General features: G+C 42.7%; 15 protein-coding genes. All 15 read left to right on the forward strand.

Annotated elements, in window-relative coordinates:
* Positions 1-254: 254 nt before the first annotated feature.
* The 15 genes from dnaA to LP667_RS00075 all read left to right on the forward strand — a co-directional run bounded on the left by dnaA (position 255) and on the right by LP667_RS00075 (position 19,131).
* The gene (gene dnaA, locus LP667_RS00005; protein WP_021730330.1) at positions 255-1,622 is read left to right on the forward strand and encodes a chromosomal replication initiator protein DnaA; all 1,368 of its coding nucleotides are present in this window, start codon (positions 255-257) and stop codon (positions 1,620-1,622) included.
* A 177-nt stretch (positions 1,623-1,799) separates the two neighbouring features.
* The gene (gene dnaN, locus LP667_RS00010; RefSeq protein ID WP_021730331.1) at positions 1,800-2,939 is read left to right on the forward strand and encodes a DNA polymerase III subunit beta; all 1,140 of its coding nucleotides are present in this window, start codon (positions 1,800-1,802) and stop codon (positions 2,937-2,939) included.
* A gap of 507 nt (positions 2,940-3,446) precedes the next feature.
* Complete coding sequence (gene yaaA, locus LP667_RS00015; protein ID WP_033609242.1) at positions 3,447-3,680, forward strand: S4 domain-containing protein YaaA; 234 nt, start codon at positions 3,447-3,449, stop codon at positions 3,678-3,680.
* A gap of 1 nt (position 3,681) precedes the next feature.
* The gene (recF, locus tag LP667_RS00020) at positions 3,682-4,806 is read left to right on the forward strand and encodes a DNA replication/repair protein RecF (protein WP_021730333.1); all 1,125 of its coding nucleotides are present in this window, start codon (positions 3,682-3,684) and stop codon (positions 4,804-4,806) included.
* Positions 4,803-6,749, forward strand: a complete 1,947-nt coding sequence (gene gyrB / locus LP667_RS00025; RefSeq protein WP_021730334.1) for a DNA topoisomerase (ATP-hydrolyzing) subunit B — start codon at positions 4,803-4,805, stop codon at positions 6,747-6,749. Before recF ends, gyrB begins: the two co-directional genes overlap by 4 nt.
* A gap of 180 nt (positions 6,750-6,929) precedes the next feature.
* Positions 6,930-9,512, forward strand: a complete 2,583-nt coding sequence (gene gyrA, locus LP667_RS00030; RefSeq protein ID WP_021730335.1) for a DNA gyrase subunit A — start codon at positions 6,930-6,932, stop codon at positions 9,510-9,512.
* Between the two features lie 417 nt (positions 9,513-9,929).
* Positions 9,930-10,229: a 30S ribosomal protein S6 gene (gene rpsF / locus LP667_RS00035; protein WP_003637271.1), complete on the forward strand. Its 300-nt coding sequence runs from the start codon at positions 9,930-9,932 to the stop codon at positions 10,227-10,229.
* A 36-nt stretch (positions 10,230-10,265) separates the two neighbouring features.
* Positions 10,266-10,847, forward strand: a complete 582-nt coding sequence (gene ssb, locus LP667_RS00040) for a single-stranded DNA-binding protein (protein WP_003646183.1) — start codon at positions 10,266-10,268, stop codon at positions 10,845-10,847.
* Between the two features lie 38 nt (positions 10,848-10,885).
* Positions 10,886-11,122 carry a 30S ribosomal protein S18 gene (gene rpsR, locus LP667_RS00045; RefSeq protein WP_021730336.1) on the forward strand — a complete coding sequence of 79 codons (237 nt, stop codon included), beginning with the start codon at positions 10,886-10,888 and terminating at the stop codon, positions 11,120-11,122.
* A 170-nt stretch (positions 11,123-11,292) separates the two neighbouring features.
* Entirely contained in the window at positions 11,293-13,305 is a 2,013-nt protein-coding gene (locus LP667_RS00050) for a DHH family phosphoesterase (protein ID WP_021730337.1), read from the forward strand.
* A gap of 11 nt (positions 13,306-13,316) precedes the next feature.
* Entirely contained in the window at positions 13,317-13,769 is a 453-nt protein-coding gene (rplI, locus tag LP667_RS00055) for a 50S ribosomal protein L9 (RefSeq protein ID WP_021730338.1), read from the forward strand.
* Positions 13,770-13,784: 15 nt separating this feature from the next.
* Entirely contained in the window at positions 13,785-15,212 is a 1,428-nt protein-coding gene (dnaB, locus tag LP667_RS00060) for a replicative DNA helicase (RefSeq protein WP_021730339.1), read from the forward strand.
* A gap of 620 nt (positions 15,213-15,832) precedes the next feature.
* Complete coding sequence (locus LP667_RS00065; protein WP_021730340.1) at positions 15,833-17,056, forward strand: MDR family MFS transporter; 1,224 nt, start codon at positions 15,833-15,835, stop codon at positions 17,054-17,056.
* A 21-nt stretch (positions 17,057-17,077) separates the two neighbouring features.
* Entirely contained in the window at positions 17,078-17,875 is a 798-nt protein-coding gene (gene proB, locus LP667_RS00070; RefSeq protein ID WP_021730341.1) for a glutamate 5-kinase, read from the forward strand.
* A gap of 17 nt (positions 17,876-17,892) precedes the next feature.
* Positions 17,893-19,131: a glutamate-5-semialdehyde dehydrogenase gene (locus LP667_RS00075; RefSeq protein ID WP_021730342.1), complete on the forward strand. Its 1,239-nt coding sequence runs from the start codon at positions 17,893-17,895 to the stop codon at positions 19,129-19,131.
* The last annotated feature ends 312 nt before the right edge of the window (positions 19,132-19,443 follow it).

A 19,443-nucleotide genomic window follows, 5' to 3' on the forward strand; every position in this document is an offset into this window, starting at 1 on the left:
GCTGTTATTTAGTTATCCACAAGTCGATTTTGACGTGTGCATAACCCTTCCAAAAGCTATCAATAAGGCTTTAGTTTTAAACTTGATTTTGTGGATAACTCACATTTTTTCTAAAGTCTCCCATTTTTTCGACAAGCTGTGCATAATGAAATCCCAACCTGTGAATTCTCTCAACTTTAACTTGTCCACTTGTGGAAAACTCAATATGTTCATGCTAAAATAGAATTACGTTTTTTAAGAAAAGGGGTATCCACGTGCTGGAACGTAATGACTTATGGAATCTCATTAAGTTCTCTATGGAACAAGATCTTTCAAAGATCACGTTTCAAACGTTTGTCGAACCGGCAAAGCCGCTCCAACTCGATAAAGCCCAAATGACGATTGAAGTCCCCACACAACTTCATCGTGATTATTGGGAGAAAAACTTGGCCGCAAAGTTCACGGACATTGCGATGCAAGCGACTAACGAGCAGATCCGGCCGGTAATGATAACGGAAGAAGAACGTCAGCAGCTTACGAGAGATAACAACTCGCAAGCGACTACCGGTAACGTTGCGGGTAATCAACCATCAACCGCAACTACCCCCACATTTATGCGGGAAACGAAACTCAACCCGAAATATACGTTTGACACTTTCGTGATTGGTAAGGGTAATCAAATGGCCCACGCCGCAGCGTTAGTTGTGTCAGAAGAACCTGGCACGATGTATAATCCGTTGTTTTTCTATGGGGGCGTTGGTCTGGGAAAAACCCACCTAATGCACGCTATCGGTAACAAATTGTTAGAAACCGATCCAACTAGTAACATCAAATATGTAACTAGCGAATCTTTTACGAATGAACTAATCAATGCCATTCAGACCAAGAAGCAAGAAGCCTTTCGCGAAGAATACCGAAATGTCGACTTACTACTGGTTGATGATATTCAATTCTTTGCTAATAAAGAAGCCACACAAGAAGAGTTCTTTCATACGTTTAATGCTTTATATGAAGATGATAAGCAAATTGTCCTCACGTCAGATCGCTTACCTAACGAAATCCCACAGCTACAAGATCGTCTAGTATCGCGCTTCAAATGGGGCCTGTCCGTGGATATCACGCCGCCAGACCTAGAGACGCGTATTGCGATTTTGCGCAATAAAGCAGATCTTGAAGGGATTGAAATTCCCGATGATACGTTGAGTTATATTGCTGGACAAATCGACTCGAATGTCCGTGAACTCGAAGGTGCCCTGGCGCGTGTTCAGGCATATTCCCGTTTGAACAACTCACCAATTACGACTAGTTTAGTAGCTGATGCGTTGAAGAGTCTGCACCTTAGCAGTAAACTATCAGAAGTTTCTATTCCCGTTATTCAGGAAAAGGTCGCTAAATATTTCCATGTAACCATGGCTGACCTCAAGGGAAAGAAACGCAACAAACAAATCGTGATTCCACGCCAAATCGCCATGTACTTATCACGGGAACTAACTGAAAGTTCACTGCCACGCATTGGTAATGAATTTGGCGGCAAAGATCATACGACTGTGATTCACGCTCACGACAAAATTACTAAGGCCCTTAAAACGGACTCTGAACTACAAAAAGCCGTGGGTGATCTCACTGGTCAGCTAAAAGCGTAGTGTGGATAAAAAAGAATAACTCAAAAAGTTTTCCACAACTTATACACATGTGGAAAACTCAATAGCACTTAGGGTTCACCTTGTTTTCCACAGTACCCACCGCTCTACTATTACTACGAACTTTTATTATTAATATATATCTAGTGCCCGTCACTAGAAAAAGAGAGGGATTTACTTATGAAGTTCACGATCAACCGATCTGCATTTATCAAAGAATTAAACAACGTCCAACGTGCAATTTCTTCAAAGACAACCATCCCGATTCTAACCGGGTTAAAGTTAGACGTTAACACCGATGCAATTACCTTAACGGGTAGTGATGCTGATATTTCTATCGAAACAACCATTCCAGCTAGTGATGACAACAATACGTTAGTTGTTGAAGATGCTGGCTCAATTGTGTTGCCAGCTCGTTTCTTTAGTGAAATTGTTAAAAAGTTGCCAGAAGATACGATGACGGTCAATGTTGTTGACGGTTTTCAAACGCAAATTACTTCGGGGGCAGCTTCCTTTACAATTAACGGCTTGGATCCTGAAAATTATCCGCACTTACCTGAAATTGACACTACTAATACCATCACTTTAGCTGGTGATGTTCTTAAAGAATTGATCGGTCAAACCGTTATTGCTGTTTCTAATCAAGAAAGTCGGCCAATCTTAACGGGTGTCCATTTTATTTTGGCAAACGGGGAGTTCTTAGCTGTTGCAACCGATTCACATCGTCTAAGCCAACGCCGGATTAAATTACCTGAAGCCAACAATGCCGATTATGATGTGATTATTCCCGGTAAAAGCTTAACCGAACTGTCGCGGATGATTGGTGATAACAATCCGGATGTTCAAATGCGGTTATCCGAAAATCAAGTCTTATTTGTACTAGGAAACACGTCATTTTATTCCCGCTTACTCGAAGGAAATTATCCAGACACATCGCGCTTAATTCCTAAAGAGTCTAATACGACCGTTGAGATTTCAGCGCCCGCATTGTCAGCCGCCATTGAACGGGCTTCCTTGCTATCACATGAAAGTCGCAATAATGTTGTTCGCTTTTCTGTCAATCCAACGGATAAAACCATTACTATTTTTGGTAATTCACCAGATGTTGGTGAAGTTACAGAACAACTGCAACCAACTGATCTAGCCGGTGACGAGTTAGAAATTTCATTTAATCCGGATTATATGAAAGAAGCGCTTCGTTCATTTGGTCAAGCGATGATCAAGATTTCCTTTACGATGGCCTTGCGACCATTTACATTAGTGCCAACTGAAGAGGGCGAAAACTTTATTCAGTTAATAACTCCAGTTCGAACTTTTTAACTAGCTGAATAAATATACATTTTTAAGCAAAAAGCGTGACGTTCACTTGGAACGTCACGCTTTTTGTTACTGATAATTAGCTCTGGAAAGCTGATGTATAAAGCTAAAACAAGGTGTAACTTTTGAAGTTATTAATATTGTATATTCAGAATAGTCGGCGACTATCGCGATTGCCAGTTTTTGATAAATGCTAGTCATTGATGGCTACGGATCGGCTAACTTGAGTGTTGTGGAGAAAAAATGGCTTCTGAGTCGGATTTTTCAGCTGATTTCTGAGTAAAAAAATAAGATATTTTATTAAAATCCGCCAAATTAGGGAATTTCAGCAAATTTACCCCTAGGCTGGTATCCCGATATTAAAAAGACTTAAATCGGCTTAAAAAGGCTCTGAGTACGGTTATAAATTGAATTTTCATTAAAAAACAAGTATAATATAACCTGTTAGGAGTGTGTGTTGCACTCCAGACAGTCGTTTAATAGCTTGTAATCAGATAGGCAGGTGACATTGTGAAACAGCCAATAGATATCAGAACCCCATATATAACGTTGGGGCAACTTTTAAAAGAGACGGCCATCATTGGATCGGGTGGTCAAGCGAAATGGTTTCTAAAAGAAAATACCGTTTTAGTTAATGGTGAACCAGATGATCGGCGGGGTCGTAAACTTTATCCGGACGATACGATTGAAGTTGAAGACAACGGGTCATTTTTTATTCGCTCAAATCAAGAAACGACTGATTAAGATGTACTTAGAAAACTTAGTCTTGCATGATTTTCGTAATTACGCGGATTTGACTATTAATTTCAGTCGCGGGGTCAACGTCTTACTGGGAGAAAATGCCCAGGGAAAGACGAACCTGTTAGAAGCAATCTACGTGCTGGCGTTAACGCGTAGCCACCGAACGGCTAATGATAAAGAACTCATTCGATGGCAAGCGACAACGGCGACCTTGCAGGGCCGGTTACATAAAAGTACCGGTGCGGTTCCACTTGAACTCGAATTGGGTCGTCGCGGCAAACGTGCTAAGGTCAATCATTTAGAGCAAGCTAAATTATCTCAGTATGTAGGTAATCTCAACGTGATTGTATTTGCACCAGAAGATTTGTCAATTGTCAAAGGAGCGCCCGCAATTCGACGACGCTTTATGGATATGGAATTTGGTCAGATGAGTCCTAAGTACTTGTACAACTTGAGTCAGTACCGAACGATCTTAAAACAGCGTAATCAATATTTACGGCAATTAAATCGTCAGCAAGCCAAGGACAAAGTTTATTTAGGCGTCTTATCGGATCAATTAGCCGCGTTTGGCGCGGAGATTATTCATAAACGGTTGCAATTATTGCAGCAACTTGAAAAGTGGGCACAGGCCGTTCACAGCGAAATTACGCAACAACAGGAACAATTAACGTTTCACTATGTCACGCAAGTTCCGAATGCCGATCAAACCTCGGTAACGCATATTTACGAAACTTTACAAGCCTTATATCAACAACAACAAGCCAAAGAGATTTTTCAAGGGACGACTTTATTGGGGCCCCACCGGGATGACCTTCAATTTGGGGTTAATGGGAAAAATGTCCAGACGTTTGGCTCGCAAGGACAACAGCGAACGACGGCACTATCTGTTAAGCTCGCTGAAATTGACCTGATGAAAGCAGAGACAGGGGAATACCCAGTCTTGTTATTAGACGATGTCTTATCAGAATTAGACGCTGCCCGGCAGACCCACTTGCTGACAGCGATTCAAGATAAAGTGCAGACCTTTTTAACCACGCCAAGTCTTGACGGGGTGGCCCGCAAATTAATTAACGCGCCAAAAGTATTTGAAGTTAGCCATGGCACTTTACACGAGGAGGAACCGCATTGACCGAAAACGAAAAAGAAACCAAACTTGAACAGGCCCGTGAATATGATGCTAGCCAAATTCAAGTTTTGGAAGGTTTAGAAGCTGTCCGGAAACGTCCCGGAATGTATATCGGTACGACGAGTAGTCAAGGACTCCACCATTTAGTTTGGGAAATTGTTGATAATGGGATCGATGAGGCCTTAGCAGGGTTCGCCAACGTGATCCACGTGACCGTTGAAAAAGATAATAGTATTACGGTTACTGATAATGGTCGTGGGATTCCTGTTGATATTCAAGAAAAAACGGGTAAACCAGCGCTTGAAACGGTTTATACGATTTTACATGCCGGTGGTAAATTCGGTGGTGGCGGTTATAAAGTCTCTGGTGGTCTTCACGGGGTCGGGGCTTCCGTTGTTAACGCCTTATCATCGACCCTGGACGTCAAAGTAACTCGGAATGGTCATGTTTATTACATGGACTTTGAACGTGGAAAGGTAAAGACGCCGATGAAGATCATTGGTGATGCGCCTGATGATGCTCATGGTACGGCGGTTCATTTTGTTCCGGATCCTGATATTTTCCGGGAAACGACCACCTATGACATTAGTATTTTGACGACCCGGATCCGCGAACTCGCTTTCTTAAATAAGGGGTTACGGATCACGATTCGGGATAATCGTCCTGATGAACCCACTGAAGATGACTTTCTTTATGAAGGTGGGATTCGTCACTATGTTGAATATCTAGATAAAAACAAAACTGTTCTATTTCCAGAACCAATTTATGTGGAAGGAGAACAGAATGGGATTACGGTAGAAGTTGCGTTGCAATATACTGACGACTACCACAGTAATTTGATGACCTTCACCAATAATATTCATACGTACGAAGGTGGAACGCATGAAGAAGGCTTCAAACGTGCTTTGACGCGGGTCATCAACGACTATGCTCGTAAGAATAACTTGTTGAAGGAAAGCGATGCGAACCTATCTGGTGAAGATGTTCGTGAAGGGATGACGGCCGTTGTCAGTGTTAAGCATCCGGATCCTCAATTTGAAGGCCAAACCAAGACGAAACTTGGTAATTCCGATGCTCGGGCCGCAGTCGACCGGCTATTCTCAGAACACTTTAGCAAGTACTTGATGGAAAACCCAAGTGTTGCCCGTAAAGTGGTCGACAAGGGGTTACTTGCTTCCAAGGCCCGGGTCGCTGCTAAGCGTGCGCGGGAAGTTACGCGGAAAAAGAGTGGCTTGGAAATTAGTAATTTACCAGGTAAGCTGGCGGACAACAGTAGTAAAGACCCTGAAATTAGTGAGTTGTTCATTGTCGAAGGGGATTCTGCCGGTGGGTCAGCTAAGCAGGGACGTTCCCGATTAACGCAAGCAATTCTGCCAATTCGGGGGAAAATTTTGAACGTGGAAAAGGCCAGCATTGATAAGATTTTGGCTAACGAAGAAATCCGTTCCTTGTTCACGGCGATGGGTACCGGTTTTGGTGGTGACTTTGATTTAAGCAAGGCGAACTATCACAAATTGATTATTATGACCGATGCCGATGTTGATGGGGCGCATATTCGGACCTTATTATTGACGTTATTCTACCGGTATATGCGGCCGTTGGTTGATGCCGGCTTTGTTTATATTGCACAGCCACCACTGTACCAAGTACGCCAAGGTAAATTTGTAAAGTATATTGATTCTGATGAAGAATTGAGTGAAGTGATGGGGCAATTGGCACCATCGCCTAAGCCCGTTGTTCAACGGTATAAAGGTCTTGGTGAAATGGACGCGGAACAATTGTGGGAAACGACCATGGATCCAGAAAAGCGGCGGCTATTACGGGTTCGTGATGAAGACGCTGCGGATGCCGATGGGGTCTTCTCGATGTTGATGGGAGACCAAGTTAAGCCACGGCGAGAATTTATTGAAGATAATGCCAAGTTCGTCCAGGATCTGGATGTTTAGTGTGTCAGCTTAGTCGTTATGAACTAAGCACTGGTACGCTGCGGCGTTAATCAGACTTAGCTTGATAATGATGCGTGATTAGTACGGTCGGCGATGTTGAAAGCTGTGCCGTACGGAAGACACCAAGAAGTTTTAGTAAAGCTTTAATAGCGGCAAAACGGATGAAGGAGGACGAATATTTTGGCTGATTCAGATTTATCGAACAATCGTATCTCGGATGTGAACCTATCCAAAACCATGCGGACGTCATTTTTAAGTTACGCCATGAGTGTGATTGTGGCCCGGGCGTTACCGGATGTGCGCGATGGTTTAAAACCAGTACACCGGCGGATCCTTTACGGTATGAGTGAATTAGGGGTTACCCCTGATAAGCCGTATAAGAAATCGGCGCGGATCGTTGGGGATGTTATGGGGAAATATCATCCCCATGGTGACTCGGCGATTTATGAATCAATGGTACGGATGGCCCAAGACTTTAGTTATCGGTATATGTTAGTCGACGGTCATGGGAACTTTGGCTCTGTCGATGGTGATGGGGCTGCTGCAATGCGGTATACCGAAGCTCGAATGAGCAAGATTGCGGTTGAAATGTTGCGCGATATTAACAAGGATACCGTTGATTGGCAACCGAACTATGATGATACGGAACGGGAACCAGCAGTCTTACCAGCACGCTTTCCTAACTTGTTAGTTAACGGGGCGACTGGGATTGCCGTTGGGATGACGACTAATATTCCACCGCATAACTTGGCAGAAGTTATTTCGGCAATTCATTTGTTGATGGATAATCCAGATGCAACGGTTGCTGACTTAATGGAAGTCTTACCGGGACCAGATTTTCCAACTGGTGGGATTGTGATGGGTAAGTCGGGAATTCGGAAGGCTTATCAGACTGGTCGTGGGAACATTATTGTTCGCGCTAAGGTTGATATTCAGGATCAAAAGAACGGTAAGCAACGGATTATCGTGACTGAATTACCATACATGGTCAATAAAGCTAAATTGATTGAACGAATCGCGGGCTTGGCACGTGATAAGGAAATCGAAGGTATTACTGATATCAATGATGAAAGTGACCGTGAAGGGATGCGGATCGTCATTGATGTGCGCCGCGATGCTAGTGCTTCGGTCATTTTGAATAATCTGTACAAGATGACGTTGATGCAGACTAACTTTGGCTTTAATATGTTGGCCATTGTTAAGGGTGCTCCTAAAGTTTTGAGTTTGAAACAAATTTTAATTTATTACTTGGAACATCAAGAAAACGTAATTCGGCGGCGGACTGAATTTGACTTGAAGAAGGCCCAAGCGCGGGCCCATATTCTTGAAGGATTACGGATTGCACTAGATCACATTGATGAAATTATTGCGATTATTCGTCAATCACAAACGAGTGAAATTGCCAAAAATCAATTAATGGATAACTATGGCTTATCTGATAAGCAGGCTCAGGCTATTCTTGATATGCGACTAGTTCGGTTAACTGGTTTGGAACGGGAAAAGATTGAGAGTGAATATCAAGATTTACTGAAGGCAATTACGGACTATAAAGCAATTTTGGCTAGTCGGGATCGTATTAACCAGATTATCTATGAAGAATTAATGGAAATTCAACGTAAATTTGGTGATAAGCGACGCACTGAATTGATGGTCGGCGAAGTCCTCAGTATCGAAGATGAAGATTTGATTGAGGAAGAAGAAGTTGCCGTTACCTTGACGCATAATGGTTACATCAAACGATTGCCAACGACAGAATTTAAGTCGCAACATCGTGGTGGCCGTGGTATTCAAGGGATGGATGTTCATGATGACGACTTTATTGAGCATTTACTGACAACGTCAACTCATGATGTCTTACTCTTCTTCACTAATGCGGGGAAAGTCTACCGGATGAAGGCCTACGAAATTCCTGAATATGGTCGAACTGCCAAAGGAATTCCAGTAATTAACTTACTAGGAGTCAATTCTGGCGAGAAAATTCAAGCGGTTGTTAATGTCACGGGTGACGCCAGCGCTTCTGATAACTACCTGTTCTTCACAACGGTCAACGGGGTTGTCAAACGGACGCCGGTCCAAGAATTCGCCAATATCCGCAGTAATGGTTTGAAGGCCATTACGCTGAAGGATGATGATGAATTGATTGGGGTAACCATTACGGATGGCCACCAGAACGTGATAATTGGGACCCATGATGGTTATGCAGTTAGTTTCGATGAAACCACAGTTCGTTCGATGGGGCGGACAGCTTCTGGAGTTCGGGGGATTCGTTTACGTGATGACGACTTTGTCATTGGTTTCGATATTCTGAAGCCGGACAGTAACGTCTTTATCATTACGGAAAAAGGCTATGGTAAACAAACACCAGCAGCTGATTACCCAATCAAGGGTCGTGGTGGTAAAGGTATTAAGACGGCTAATGTGACTGAAAAGAATGGTCATTTAGCTGGCTTGACGACGGTTAACGGGCAAGAAGATATTATGGTGATGACGAACCAGGGGGTTATGATTCGCTTTAATATTGCGACCGTCTCACAGACTGGTCGGGCGACGCTAGGTGTTCGTCTCATGCGCTTAGGTGCGGATGGACAGGTTGCAACTATGGCTAAGGTTGATCCAGAACCAGTAACTGACGATACGCCTACAACGGATGCTGCTAGCGCGACGCCAACTGCTGATGAAACAGTTAATACGGATGGCACGACTACAGAAACAACAACTTCAACTGATGAAACAACGACTGATTCCAATGATTTAAACGAATAAGTTGTTCGAAAGGCTCGGTAGACAATTTTTGTCTACCGAGCCTTTTTACGGGTCGCTGTCAACTGGTATTGATGAAGTTATAGTTAGAATCCAGTTCAATCGTTCGATGTAACAATTTTTCGTGCTGATACTAATTAACAATGAGCATGTCCAAGTGACTAACTTACATGTAAATAAAAGTAAGTATTTCAGAAAAAAGAAATATTTCCCGGGAAATAAAATGAAATACGGCTCAATCAGCGTAATTGATTGATGTAACGGATTCCAGATCTTTTTGTGATAGTCGGCCGCTTCAACCCTTGCAACAAACTGATTTAGATGCTATACTTTAAATTCGTGAGTATCTAACATTAGCTAGATTACTTTCCTTGCTCTTCAAAAAGAAGGGCCTGAAGTCCATAAGGAGGTGCAAATTTCATGAGTGAATCAAAGAAATATGAAATTACTTACATCGTACGTCCCGACATCGACGATGCTGCCAAGACAGCTTTAGTTGATCGTTTCGACAAAATCTTAACTGATAACGGTGCACAAGTAATTGATTCAAAAGATTGGTCAAAGCGTCGTTTCGCATACGAAATCGGTGGCTTTAACGAAGGTACTTACCATATCGTTAACTTAACAGCTACTGATGACGCTGCTTTAAACGAATTCGACCGTCTTTCAAAGATCAATGATGACATTTTACGTCACATGATCGTTAAACGCGAAGACTAATAGACAAAATTAATTTCAAGAGAGGAGCGCTTCTGCATGATTAACCGTACAATTCTTGTTGGCCGACTAACAAGAGATCCGGAATTACGTTACACGAATGGTGGTGCCGCCGTCGCGACGTTCACTATTGCCGTAAACCGTCAATTCACGAATCAAAATGGGGAACGTGAAGCAGACTTCATCAGCTGTGTCATTTGGCGTAAAGCTGCTGAAAACTTTGCTAACTTTACTCATAAAGGTTCACTTGTTGGTATCGATGGTCGGATTCAAACCCGAAACTACGAAAATCAACAAGGGGTACGAGTTTACGTTACAGAAGTTGTCGTTGAAAACTTCTCATTATTAGAATCACGGGCAGAGTCTGAACGTCATCAGTCTGCTAATGGTGGTAGTGGTAATAACAATTACAACAACAATAATAATGGGTATAGTAATCAAGGCCAAAATGCGGCTCCTCAACAATCATCAGCGAATAACAATAACCCATTTGGTAATGGTAATACTGGTAATGCTAGTAGTGCGGCACCATCAAGCAGTGCTAACAACAATAACCAGGCGGATCCATTCGCAAATAATGGCGATCAAATTGATATCTCGGATGATGATTTACCATTCTAGTCTAACTAATTAGACAGATAACGAGGAGGGAAATATCAATGGCACAACAAAGAAGAGGTGGCCGTCGTCGTCGTAAAGTCGACTTCATCGCCGCTAACCATATCGACTACATCGATTATAAAGATACTGACTTATTACGTCGTTTCATTTCAGAACGTGGGAAGATTTTGCCACGTCGTGTAACGGGGACTAGTGCTAAGAACCAACGTTCTTTAACTATCGCCATCAAGCGTGCACGGATCATGGGCTTATTAGCCTTTGTATCTGAAGACTAATTATAGTCATTCAAAAACCACAGACTTCGGCTCTGTGGTTTTTATTTACTCTCGATAGATGAGAGTACCGTCTAGTTAAGCGTTTACGGGGTTTGAGATGAAACGCTGAAGCGGACGGTGGTTTGTGATAAAATATAGTCATTACTGAGAAGGCTTGAGGGATTTTTAATATGAAAAAGATCTTTTCGCGCGAAAAAATTCCATTTTTCTTACAAAATCAACAGTTACGGTTGTTAGCGTTAGTCATCATGGGCTTATCGTTAATCATGTTAGTGACTGGCTATTTAATGAACTGGATTTTTGGGACCATTATCCTCATTCTGATTGTGATGGCTGGGGTGATGTCTTATAATACGCTGATTGAGCTAAGTTCGAGTGCCAATGAATATATTTCGGACTTGTCCTACCGAATTAAGCGTGGTGAACAAGAAGCATTGATTCAGATGCCGATTGGCGTCATGATTTTTAATGACGATCAGACAATTGAGTGGGTCAATCCATATTTGCAGCGTTATTTTGGCGATAAGGACGTATTGGGTTACCGCTTGGAAGATATTGATCCCACCTTAGCGGCCACGTTAAATGCGCATATGGACGAGCCAACTACGATTAGATGGCAAGACTACCAATTTGATTTACGCGTCCAGCAAAGTACTAATACGGTCTATATGATGGATGTTACTAAGTATGCAGAGTTAACTGACCAATTTGAAGATGAAAAGCTTGTGATTGGTCAAATCTTCTTGGATAACTATGACGAAATCACCCAATCAATGACTGATACCGATATCTCCAACTTGAATAATTATGTGACGAATGAATTATCCAAGTGGACGCAGATGTTTGGGATGTATTTAAAACGTTTGGATGATGATCATTTCTTCCTACTTGGATATGCTAGTAGTTTACGGCGGGTCGAAGAAAATAAATTTCGCATTTTAGATCGTATTCGCGAGTCGACTTCTAAGCAAAATTTCCCGCTAACATTGAGTATCGGGATTGCTTACGGCGAGCGTAATATGAATAATTTAGCCGATCTAGCGCAAAGTAATATGGATCTTGCCTTAGGGCGAGGTGGTGACCAAGTTGTTGTTAAAGCCGAAGATGGTCCAGCTCGATTTTATGGTGGCAAGACGAATCCGATGGAGAAACGGACACGGGTTCGGGCACGGATGATCAGTCAGACACTGCAGGAATTAATGAATCAATCCGATCAAATCTTTGTTCAAGGTCACCGACAACCTGACATGGATGCTGTTGGGGCCTGTCTAGGGATTCGGCGAATTGCTGAAATGAACGGTAAGCAATGCTGGATTGTCTTAGATGAGCAAAATGTGCATTCTGATATCCAGCGGTTACTTGATCAGTTGAAGTCCGATGAAAATATTGAATCGGCGATTATTTCGCCAGAAATGGCACTTGAAAAAGCGACTGACCAAAGTCTATTGATTATGGCAGACCATTCTAAGCCAAGCATTTCGATGTCACAAGCGCTCTATGAACGACTTGAGAATCGGGTCATGATTATTGACCATCATCGTCGGGGCGAAGAATTTCCAGAAAACCCAGTTTTGGTTTATATTGAACCGTATGCGTCATCGACGTGTGAGCTGATTACTGAAATGTTTGAATATCAATCACATGATGCGGAGCCAATTAATAAGATTGAGGCTACGGCCATGCTGACCGGGATTGTTATTGATACGAAATCATTCTCACTGCGATCAGGATCGCGAACATTTGATGCAGCTAGTTATTTACGTTCTGCTGGGGCGGATTCGTTGCTTGTTCAGCAGTTTATGAAGGAAAATGTTGATAGCTACTTACAACGCAATCATTTGATTGAAACGGTCGAGTTTGTTAATCAGGATATGGCACTATGTGTCGGTGAGAATGATCAGGTCTATGATCCGGTCACTGCGGCGCAAGCAGCCGACTCATTGTTGTCAATGTCCGGTGTGGATGCGTCATTTGTGATTACGCGACGTGAAGATGGTCGGGTCGGTATTTCTGCTAGGTCACTTGGAGAAATTAACGTCCAAGTTTATATGGAAAAATTGGGTGGTGGTGGTCATTTATCGAACGCTGCAACGCAAATTGAGGGTCAGTCAGTTGACGAGGTTAAACAGTCATTAATTGATTTGTTGACAGGCGCTGACGATCCAACCTCAGAATCTAATTAGGAGTGAGTAAAATGCAAGTTATTTTTTTGAATGATGTTCGTGGTAAGGGAAAACGTGGTCAAATTAAAAACGTTCCTGATGGTTACGCACAAAACTTTTTAATTAAAAAAGGGTTAGCCAAAGAAGCAACTAAAGCAGCAATCAATACGTTGAAAGCTGAACAAAAGTCAGAAGCTGCCCGTGCTGCTGAAGAATTAGCTGAAGCTAAGCAAGTTAAAACGGCCCTTGAAGCTGATGAAACAGTGGTTGAACTCCAGGCTAAGGCGGGAACTGATGGCCGGTTATTTGGTTCAATTCCTAGTAAACAAATTGCGACGGCACTAGCTGACCAGTATCAAGTTAAGTTAGATAAACGTAAAATCGAATTGCCAGAGCCAATTCGGGTATTAGGCTACACAAACGTGCCCGTTAAGTTACACCCAGAAGTAACGGCGAAAATTCGCGTACACGTTGTCGAAAAGTAAAAGGACGGATCATAAATGAACAACGATGTGCTGGATCAAACCCCACCACAAAATATTGAAGCTGAAAAGGCGGTCTTGGGGGCCATTTTCTTAAATAGTGATGCCCTCGTGGAAGCGATGGAGTTTGTCGAAGCGCAAGATTTTTATCGACGTGCACATCAGATCATTTTTGCCAGCATGGTAACTTTGAATGACCGTGATGAAGCCATTGATGCGGTAACGGTTAGTGATCTGCTAACGGCCCAAAATCAATTGGATGACGTCGGTGGAATGAGCTACATTGCGGAGTTAGCCGGTTCGGTTCCGACTGCAGCTAATGCTGGGTATTATGCGAAAATCGTGGCCCAAAAAGCGACGGTGCGCCGGTTAATTAAGACGGCTACTGAGATCACCCAAAAAGCGTACACGGAAAATGACGACGTTACGACGTTATTGGATGACGCCGAACGTGACATTATGAATGTGTCTGAACAGCGTAATCAAAGTGGGTTTAAATCGATTTCGGACGTGTTAAATGCGTCGATTGAAGAAATTGATCGTTTGTATCAAAATGATGATGACATTACCGGTTTACCAACGGGGTTTGCCGAATTAGATAAGATGACGGCTGGATTACAGCCAGATAATCTGATAATTCTTGCGGCGCGGCCCGCGGTTGGGAAGACGGCTTTTGTATTGAATATTGCTCAAAATGTTGCTACGAAGACTGATACGACGGTTGCTATTTTTAGTTTGGAAATGGGAGCCGAATCGTTGGTTAACCGGATGCTATGTGCAGAGGGTAGTATTGATGCCGGGCATTTGCGGACGGGGCAGTTGAATGAGGAAGAGTGGGAGCATTTAGTGGTTGCCATGGGTAGCTTATCTAAGGCTAGTATCTTTATTGATGATACTCCTGGGATTAAGATGTCAGAGATTCGAGCGAAGAGCCGCCGGTTAGCGAAGGAACAAGGTAATCTTGGACTGATCGTTGTCGATTACCTACAATTGATCGAAGGCAGCAATACTGAAAGTCGACAACAGGAAGTTTCTGAAATTTCACGGCAAATGAAGAAATTGGCTAAGGAATTAGGCGTTCCGGTAATCGCATTATCGCAGCTTTCTCGTGGTGTTGAGCAACGACAAGACAAGCGACCAGTACTTTCTGATATTCGTGAATCGGGATCAATCGAACAAGATGCTGATATCGTAGCCTTCTTATACCGGGAAGATTATTATGACCGCGAAGGCGGCGACGATGATGATGGTGGTAATTTTGGCGGTGGCGGTGGTGACTTTAACGGTGGCGACCCACGGGATGCAGATGCTTCCGAGGATGTTGGTGAAGTTGAAGTGATTATCGAAAAGAACCGTGCTGGGGCGCGGGGAACTGTTAAGTTATTATTCGTTAAACCGTTTAATAAGTTCTCGTCGGTTTCATACGCGCAGGACCCCCAAGCATAGACTAGTTTATTAAAGCATGCATTGGGCTAGTTATTATTTAGTATGAATTATGATTAAAACGTGCCAATTAGTTGGATTACTATTCGTCAGTATACGTGCGCCCTATGCCGACCTCTGGGGCTGGGTGCCAATTGCTGGAACGTAGCCGACGTCGATTTGAGCTAACGCCCAACCCGCGTCATCTCAAATACGAGTCTTATTCTAAGCCGGAAGAAATGCACTTCGAGCTAAGAATAATTTGGCTACTGAGCATTGTCACCCAGCCCCTCCGGTCTCAAGCCTGTGAGAGGCCATGACGTTAGTCTGAATCTGCTGTTTGAAACACTTAAATATTAGCATGGCAACTAAAAACGATCGAATTTCTTGATGTTTATATCGGAAATTCGATCGTTTTTAGTTATTTTGGAGCAATCAACTGGTTGGGGTAGCGACAGTAATGCGCATAGTCTTAAGTAAGGCCGGTAACTCAAGCATTTAGAAGCTGGTTGATAACAGATGATAGTGTGTCCGCTAATCAGGAATCAACATTAATTACGCTATCAAAGCATAAATGTCCCTGTTATTTTAAATAAACTTTGCTATGATGAAAAGTAGCATGATTTAATAATGGTGGTGATTGCGTGGCACAAAAACAACTGATTAAAACGCCTTGGCTAATTGCTGGGCAATTTATGAATAACATCGGTATGAGCTTTATTTGGCCGTTGACGACGATTTACATGCACAATGTGTTGGGAAAGTCATTAACGGAAACTGGGATCGTCCTGATGTTTAATTCGGTAGCGAATGTTTTAGCTAGTACCATCGGTGGTCGCGTGTTCGATCGTGGTAACCCTTATCATTTATTACTAATGGGGATTACCTTAAATGGTTTAGCGAACTTTGCCCTGATTTTTTTCCATGGCTGGCCGTGGTATCCATTATTATTAGTAGTAACGGGTTTTGCTAGTGGCTGGCTGAATACGATGTTCAATGCGTTAGCAGCCAGTGTTCCCCGCGATAAAGTACGGCGAACATTTACATTGATGTATCTAGCTGCTAATCTAGGCGTTGTCTTTGGGACCATGCTAGTGGGGATTGTTTACAGCATGGGAATGGCATTGTTGTTTTCAATGACAACTGGACTCTTCGTGATTTTCTTGATTATTGCATTGTTCGAATATAATGTTGATTCATCAAATGTCACGGGTGTTGATCCTCGGCAGGGCCAGAATATTCACTTGCCACGAGCAAATTTTCATATTGTGTGGACGTTCTTTGTCAGCCTGTTTATTATTTGGCTATTATATGAACAGTGGGTTAGCAATTTATCCGTCTATATGACCAATCTCGGCATGCCGTTGCGTAATTATAGCTTTTTATGGACAATTAATGCCGGCTTATTAGTACTCATTCAAAGTATTTTGAGCTTACTTGGTGATCGGATTAAGAACTTATATTATCAATTCTTCTTTGGCATGTTATTTGTTGGTCTCTCTTTCTTATCACTGGTCATCGCTCATGATTATCCGCACTTTATCTTCGCAATGGTATTACTGACAATTGGTGAAGCAACGTGGTCACCAGCGATGCCAACACTAGTAAGCCAGCTGTCGCCCGTTAGAGCTAAGGGACGTTACCAAGGGTTGGTTCAAGCATTCTGTGCACTGGGGCGTTCATTGGGGCCTTTATTTGGCGGGGTAATCATTGATAACTGGTCTTATAAAGTGCTATTCCTACTAGCCTTTGTTATTTTATTGTTGGTTTTGGCTATTAATGTCGGGGTTGTGCACGTAAACTTACGGCACGCGGTTGATTATATGAAAACAGATATTAAAACGAATGTTTCACGTGAAACAAAATAATTTGAGAAGTTGGTGGCAGTAGTGAAAGTGATGCGAAAACTAAAGGCCAAACGAGTTGTAATCAAGGTTGGCACGAGTACACTAGTTTATCCAGACGGATCAATTAACTTACGGGCAATTGACCAGTTAGCCTTTGTCATTAGTGCGATGCGGCATCGTGGTCGTGAAGTTGTCTTAGTCTCCTCTGGTGCGATCGGGGTAGGCTTAAATTATATGGGGTTAAAGCAACGTCCGAAAGCCATTCCTGAGCAACAGGCGATTGCAGCGATTGGTCAAACTGAATTGATTTCGATTTATAAAGAACGGTTTGCGATTTATGAACAGAAGATTGGGCAGTTATTGTTAACGCGTGATATCTTTGTCTACCCTAAGAGTCACCATAACGTTTTGAATACGTTTGAAGCTTTATTGAAGCAAAATGTGGTGCCAATTGTTAATGAAAATGATACAGTGGCGGTTGATGAATTGGATCATGAAACCAAATTTGGAGATAATGACCAGTTATCAGCCATTGTTGCAACTAATATCGGTGCCGACTTGCTGATTATGTTATCAGATATTGATGGCTTTTACGATGGTAATCCTAATGCCGATGCGCAAGCTCAATTATTGGCACATGTTGGTAAGGTTGATCAGCGCACCTATGAATTAGCTGGTGGCAGTGGGAGTCGTTTTGGAACCGGTGGTATGGTCACTAAGTTGAAAGCTGCCGAACGAATGATTGATGCCCATGGACAGATGATCTTGGCCAATGGTGCTGATCCCACGATTATTTTCCAGATTTTAGCAGGCGAACCAGTTGGGACGTTATTTGGTTAAGCAAGGAGGTTATTAGTATGACTGATTTAGAACAGTTAGGAGAACGTGCACAGTCGGCAAGTTATACATTAGGACTGTTGGCAACAACTCAAAAAAACCAGGTGTTAGCCGCAATGGCAACGGCATTAATTGCACATCAAGATGAAATCTTGGCAGCTAATGCACAAGATTTAGAAAATCCACAAGTACCTACGAAATTTATTGATCGGTTAAGGTTGACGTCTGAACGGATTCAGGATATGGCGACTGGATTAACGCAAGTTGCGACTTTAGCGGATCCGATTGGTAACGTTGATCGGGCTTGGCGTAATGAAGCAGGGTTAATGATTGCCAAGGAACGGGTTCCATTGGGTGTCATTGGCATGATTTTTGAAGCGCGGCCCAATGTGACGGTTGACGCTTCTGCGTTATGTTTCAAAACCGGGAATGCCGTGATTTTACGTGGTGGTAAGGAAGCAATTCATTCTAATCAAGCATTAGTCAAAGTTCTACGGTCGACATTACGTGCGCACGAAATTGACGAAAACGCGATTCAGTTAATTACCGATACGACGCACGCAACAGCTGAAAAGTTCATGCAGCTAACAGATTACGTGGATGTCCTCATTCCACGCGGTAGTGCGCGACTAATTCAGACGGTTTTAGCTAAGGCAACGGTCCCGGTTATTGAAACGGGTGCGGGAAATTGTCACGTATATGTGGATAAGGATGCTCAGTTAAAAATGGCAACGGATATAGTGATTAACGGAAAAGTGCAACGCCCGTCTGTCTGCAACGCCACTGAAAAACTGTTGATCCATCAAGATATTGCGGCCGACTATTTACCGTCGATGATCCAAGCGCTTCGTGATCAAGGCGTCGAGGTTCGGGGTGATGCGGCCACACAAGCAATTGTTGCTGATGTGGTTCCAACCACGGATGAAGACTGGGGAACGGAGTATAACGACCTAATTATTGCTGTCAAGGTGGTTCCTTCAGAAGCAGCCGCAATTGCGCATATTAACCGTTATAATACACAACATTCGGAAGCGATTGTCACAGACAATTATCGTGCCGGTAAGGTCTTCCAACAACGGGTAAATGCCGCATGTGTTTATATTAATGCCTCGACGCGGTTTACGGATGGCTTTGAGTTTGGCTTTGGTGCTGAAATCGGCATTTCAACACAGAAACTACATGCTCGTGGTCCGATGGGACTGGCAGAATTAACCTCTTATAAATATATCATTGATGGTGATGGTCAGATTCGCCAGTAATACTCATAAGAATAACTAAGATTGGCGTGATAAAGTCGTTACCGACTTTATCACGCCTTTTTTATCAAACATTAGAAGTGTACGTTTAGGATTGACGTTGCCTAGAAGCGAGCTAAAATAATTAAAATGTTGATTGGCGCTGAATTAACTAAAATTTCGTTGATCAATCGATAATTAAAGATTTTAGTTGACAGATGTAAACTCAAGAATTAATCTTATCTTAATCAGTTTTTAATTTTAAAGGAGGAATTATGATGATGGACTTGGGATCGCAGAATGATAAGTTAACCGTGAATGTCGATAAAATGCGGC

This window comes from Lactiplantibacillus paraplantarum, from assembly GCF_003641145.1.
GTDB lineage: Bacteria > Bacillota > Bacilli > Lactobacillales > Lactobacillaceae > Lactiplantibacillus > Lactiplantibacillus paraplantarum.